Below are 4,764 nucleotides of genomic sequence, written 5' to 3'. Positions count from 1 at the left end.
ACCGCCCGCCGGTAGATCAGCAGCGCGAGGACAACGGCGAGCGCTTCCCGCCACCACGAGGCGACGTAGCGCAGCCCGTAGCGCAGCAGCAGTTCAGGGACGGACGGCCGTAACGCCAACCGAAATTGATCTTTTCTGATTCGGCCCTGYCGGACCCGCAGCACTGCCATGACAACCGTCCCTCACTGAACCGGCGCAAGGAGCAGCCCCGGGGACGGCGGCACCGGGTCAGGGATGCCGCCCCCGGCAGACCGTCAGCTCTTCGACGCCGGGGCCGGGTTCGGGGTGGGAAGCGGACGGATCGCCTGTGCGCTCCAGGAGATCCCGTGCCGCTCGCCGATCGCCCACTGCGTACCGATCAGGCCGACCAGGGTGACCGGCATCCCGACCTGCACCCGCGGTGCCTCACCCGCCACCTTCACCTTGATCACAGATGCGGTGCCGTCGTAGGTGACCGCGACCTGCACCCCGTAGACCGGCAGGCMGTCACGGTTCGCCTTCTGCTTGCCGTCCAGATCCGTTTCCGGCATCGCGCCGCTGACCGCGACGACGTTTTCCAACAGCGATTCGTTCACCGGGATAGCGCGCATGACATCTCCTTATGCAACGGGGAATAGCCGAAGGACAGGGAATAGGACGCTTGCATGGTCGTGGTGCACGGGTCAGCCGCGGTCACCAACACCGGCGTGGGAGTAGACGCGGACCGGTCCATCAATGCGATAGCTAGGGACGTGGCGAGGGACAGGAAGAACAGTCCCGCCGTCCAGAGCACCAGCGCGGCGACAAGCAGCCGCCCATGCCGCCGGTCGACCGCGCCAGGACGTGCCATCAGCGGATCACCCGGGAAGCCAGCCAGAACACCGCGGCAACGATCATCCCGACCAGGACGACAGGCACCAGGGCAGACACGTTGGAGAACAGAAACAGGCCCAGGTACAGCACCCAGAAGAAGACCACTATCCGCCAAAACCCGTAGGATGTGCGGACGTAGTAGCGGGGCATAGTAAATCAGCCTCCACACAGAGAAGATCAGGCGAGGGGCGGGAAACGCGGACCGCGTTCCGTGTTCCTCACTCTGCCCGCCGCAGCGGCCACGCGAAAGGCACTGAACCCGGTATTTCCACGGAATCTGCACGGACTATCCCCGGCAGCGGACACGGAGCCGGCCCGGAGCGGAACCGGAGTCCACACGGATCATCCACGGTGCCCGGGATGCGCTGTGCACGGATCAGCCCCGGAGGTGCGATCACAAGCCCGGCCAAACACCCACGCAAACCAGCAGCGTGACCGGCCTGTCACGGGCCATCATCGGGACGGGCTCAGCCCGGAGCAAACACGGACACAACCCGGAGTATCCGCGGAGCCGACCCGGAGTCGGCATCGACAGGAAGGAACGAACGCCGATGACGGCCCCCCACGAACCGGATCGCGTTGACCTGCTTCGCACCCTGCTCGATGGCTGCTTCAAGGTCGGTGTCCGCCATCCCGCCGACCTTGCCAGCTATCCCGAGGCACGGCCCATGCTGGACATGCTCAGCCCCCCGCACCCCGGCCTCAGCGAGCACCGGCGTGCCCTCGCCGCACACCGGATGATCCTCACGGCCGTGCAGGCACTCGGCAGCCCCCGCGGTGACGCCGCCGCCGCCCTACTCGGTCTTGTTCCCGGCCGGTCCGGTACCGCCGCCACACGCACCGCCCGCCGCGACGAGGCCGCCGCCCACTACGGCGGCATCTCGGCCGACTGGTTCCAACGCCGCCACGAAGCAGGCGTCACGCTCGCCCTGGCGATGGAGCTAGACCAGCAGCTACGCGGCCAGGAGGGCACGACCCGCACCGACCCGCAGCGCCGCAGCCGCGCCATGACCCCACCCCCACCCGCCGCCAGCTTCCAGCCTCGCCCGACACCGACGAAGACCCCGACCGGCCAGCCCTGACCATGCCCCAGCCTGCCACGGCGCTTCGTATCGACGACCCCACCCACATCGGGGTCTACCGTCTGCGCGGCCGGTTAGGGGTCGGGGGGATGGGCGTGGTCTACCTCGCCGAGGACCCGCACCATCATCCGGTCGCCGTGAAGGTGATCCGCGTAGAGTTCGCCGCCGACCCGGAGTTTCGCGCCCGGTTCCGCCACGAAGCGGAAGCCGCCCGGCGGGTGCCGCGGTTCTGCACCGCCGCCTTCCTCGACGCCGACCCCAACGCCGAACGGCCCTACCTGGTCACCGACTACGTGCCCGGCCCGACCCTCGCCCAGGCCGCCCGCCGCCCGTTACGCGGCGCCGAGCTGGAACAGGTTGCGGTCCACATCGCAGTGGCGTTGACGGTCATCCACGGCGCCGGAGTCGTCCACCGCGACCTCAAACCGTCGAACGTCATACTCTCGCCCACGGGCGCTCGCGTCATCGACTTCGGCATCGCCCGCGCCCACGGCATGACCATGTTCCACATCGACGAGCAGATCGGCACCCCCGCCTACACGGCCCCCGAAAACATCGACGGCGCCCCACCCGATCCGGCCGCCGACATCTTCGCCTGGGGCGGTGTCGTCCTCTACGCCGCGACCGGCCAACCCCCCTTCGGGGACCGATCATCCGAACTACTCCTGCACCGCATCCGGTACGACCATCCCACCCACCTAAACCAGCTTCACGGCCGACTACACGACACCGTCACCGCCGCCATGGCCAAAGCCCCCGAGCAGCGGCCGACCGCCGAGCAGCTATACCGGATGCTCACCAGCACCCAACCCCCAACACCGCCCCCCGCCGCACCCACCCGGCACGGCAGGCAGGGACCGCAGCCCGCCCCACCACCACCGGCAATCCCCCCGCACTACGCCCGGCCCATACCGCCGGCTCGCCGAACCCGGATCACGATCCTCGCCACCGCGACCGCCGTGGTCCTCGCCGCCGCTGTCCTGCTCATCACGGACCGCCCCCGGCACACCCCGACCACGGCGAACCGCCCCGACCGGCACGGCGCCGCCGCGATCCTCGCCGACCAGGCCACCACCGATGATCCGGATCTCGCGGTCCGTCTCGCCGTCGCCGCCTACCGGTTCAACCCCGACCCGGCCGCGCGCATCGCCCTGCTGGCCGCCGCCGCCCGAGGTCTGCCCCCGCTGGCAACGTTCCGCCACAGCGGCAAAATCCTGTCCGTCGCCATCAGCCCGGACGGGCACACCCTCGCCACCGGCAGCGCCGACCACACCGCACGCCTGTGGAACCCCACCCACCCCGACCAGCCGGTAGCCACCCTGGGCCACGACGACGGGGTGAACCACGTGGCGTTCAACCCCGCCGGCACCCTGCTCGCCACCACCAGCGACGACACCACCATCCGCCTGTGGAACATCACCGACCCCCACCACCCCGACCAGGTCAACACCCTCACCCTGCACACGGGCGGAACCCCCTACGGCGCCGCGTTCAACCCCGCCGGCACCCTGCTCGCGATCAGCACCTCCACCGGCGCCGTGCTCCTAATCGACATCACCGACCCCCGCGCCACCTCCACCCTCGCCACATTCACCCCCCACAGCTACATCGCCGGAAACGTGGCGTTCAGCCCCGACGGCCACACCCTTGCGACGGCCAGCCTTGACGGCACCGCCCGCCTATGGGACGTCACCGACCCGCGCACCCCCCGACCATTGGCCACCCTCGCCCCCGGCCCCACCTTCGACGCCACCTTCAGCCCCGACGGCACGATGCTCGCCACCGCCCAGCAGGACGGCACCACCCTCCTGTGGACCCTCACCACCCCCACCCAGCCGCAGCCCGCCGCCACCATCCCCGAAACCGGCATGACCACCACCGCCGTCTTCGCCCCCGACGGCACGACGCTGGCCACCGCCAGCACCGACGGCACCGCCCACCTGTGGGATCTCACCAACCCGCGCACCCCCCGCCCGCTGGCCACCCTCACCGGCCACACCGGACCCGTGGAAACCCTCGCCTTCGACGGGACGATGCTCGCCACCGCCGGTGACGACACCACCGCCCGCCTGTGGGATCTCAACCCCACCAGCCTCACCCGCCGCGCCTGCACCACCCCCACCGGCCGACTCAGCGAAGACGAATGGCACCGCTACCTCCCCACCTTCCCCTACCAACCCCCCTGCCCCTAACCCCACCAACCCGCCCGGAACAGGCCGCCTACCCCACCCGGCAGGGAAAGACCCCGGGACCGGCGGCAGTCGGGGACGACAGCGCGCGGCCCGGGGTCGCTCGAAGGATGGGAGGACCCCGCCCGGTGTTGGGGGGCAGGGCAGGGTCCTCCCCGCAGTGACAGGCAGGCGGACCTCTACCCGTCACAGATCTGTGGGTCACCGGGACCAGCACGCCCGCGGCAGGTCGACCACGCCGAGAAGCAGGCGGACAGCCACAGCAGGCCTACGAGGATCAAGACCGGCGGGGAACCCGCAACGGGCCGGTACTACCCGCCCGGGCCGCCTGGCTCCCTTGGGGTGGTGGCCGCAGAGCCATCGTCACCCCTGCCRCCCGGGGCGCGATGCCGTTCATGCAGCCTGTCGAGAAGCGCGACTTCCCGGTTGAAAGCATCCACGTCACGGGTGAGACCCGGCAGGTCCAACCGGGTATCCGCCAGCACCTGATGGTACCGCCCGTCCCGCAAACCGTGCGCGAGTAGATACACTACGGCGTCCGCGAGGGGATGCCGCATGTTATGCGCGGCGGACCCGGCGAGAAGTTCCACCGTCCGGCCGACCACCAGCCCGATCAGGTCCGCGTTCCGCCCGGGATGCTC

General features: G+C 70.2%; 6 protein-coding genes. 2 read left to right on the top strand and 4 right to left on the bottom strand.

What is annotated here, in order from left to right; translation table 11 throughout:
• Positions 1-254: 254 nt before the first annotated feature.
• From KBI5_RS10260 to KBI5_RS26960, 3 genes are read right to left on the bottom strand one after another with little or no spacing between them, the layout of a single operon-like run.
• The gene (locus tag KBI5_RS10260) at positions 255-590 is read right to left on the bottom strand and encodes a hypothetical protein (RefSeq protein WP_085015105.1); all 336 of its coding nucleotides are present in this window, start codon (positions 588-590) and stop codon (positions 255-257) included.
• The gene (locus tag KBI5_RS10255) at positions 572-829 is read right to left on the bottom strand and encodes a hypothetical protein (RefSeq protein ID WP_023841511.1); all 258 of its coding nucleotides are present in this window, start codon (positions 827-829) and stop codon (positions 572-574) included. Before KBI5_RS10255 ends, KBI5_RS10260 begins: the two co-directional genes overlap by 19 nt.
• Complete coding sequence (locus KBI5_RS26960; protein WP_023841510.1) at positions 829-1,002, bottom strand: hypothetical protein; 174 nt, start codon at positions 1,000-1,002, stop codon at positions 829-831. The genes KBI5_RS10255 and KBI5_RS26960 overlap by 1 nt, the downstream gene beginning before the upstream one ends.
• A 401-nt stretch (positions 1,003-1,403) precedes the next feature.
• Between KBI5_RS26960 and KBI5_RS25860 the strand changes: the two genes are divergently transcribed.
• The gene (locus tag KBI5_RS25860) at positions 1,404-1,934 is read left to right on the top strand and encodes a hypothetical protein (RefSeq protein ID WP_011437775.1); all 531 of its coding nucleotides are present in this window, start codon (positions 1,404-1,406) and stop codon (positions 1,932-1,934) included.
• A gap of 2 nt (positions 1,935-1,936) precedes the next feature.
• On the top strand, positions 1,937-4,126 hold the full coding sequence (locus tag KBI5_RS10245; RefSeq protein WP_198537628.1) for a serine/threonine-protein kinase: 2,190 nt from the start codon (positions 1,937-1,939) through the stop codon (positions 4,124-4,126).
• Positions 4,127-4,434: 308 nt separating this feature from the next.
• Here KBI5_RS10245 and KBI5_RS27320 read toward each other — a convergent pair.
• Positions 4,435-4,764 (bottom strand): hypothetical protein (locus KBI5_RS27320; protein ID WP_085015103.1); only part of this gene is annotated, 330 nt, incomplete at its 5' end.

The organism is Frankia sp. KB5 (genome assembly GCF_002099325.1).
Taxonomy (GTDB): Bacteria; Actinomycetota; Actinomycetes; order Frankiales; family Frankiaceae; genus Frankia; species Frankia casuarinae.
The sequence above is the reverse complement of the archived record's forward strand: the minus strand, read 5'-3'. Positions and strand labels throughout refer to the sequence as shown.

What these genes read in the sequence shown, in the direction of transcription:
- KBI5_RS25860 (WP_011437775.1), top strand. Translation starts at nt 1,404, where the DNA reads ATGACGGCCCCCCACGAACCGGATCGCGTTGACCTGCTTCGCACCCTG.
- KBI5_RS10245 (WP_198537628.1), top strand. Translation starts at nt 1,937, where the DNA reads ATGCCCCAGCCTGCCACGGCGCTTCGTATCGACGACCCCACCCACATC.
- KBI5_RS10255 (WP_023841511.1), bottom strand. Translation starts at nt 829, where the DNA reads ATGGCACGTCCTGGCGCGGTCGACCGGCGGCATGGGCGGCTGCTTGTC.
- KBI5_RS26960 (WP_023841510.1), bottom strand. Translation starts at nt 1,002, where the DNA reads ATGCCCCGCTACTACGTCCGCACATCCTACGGGTTTTGGCGGATAGTG.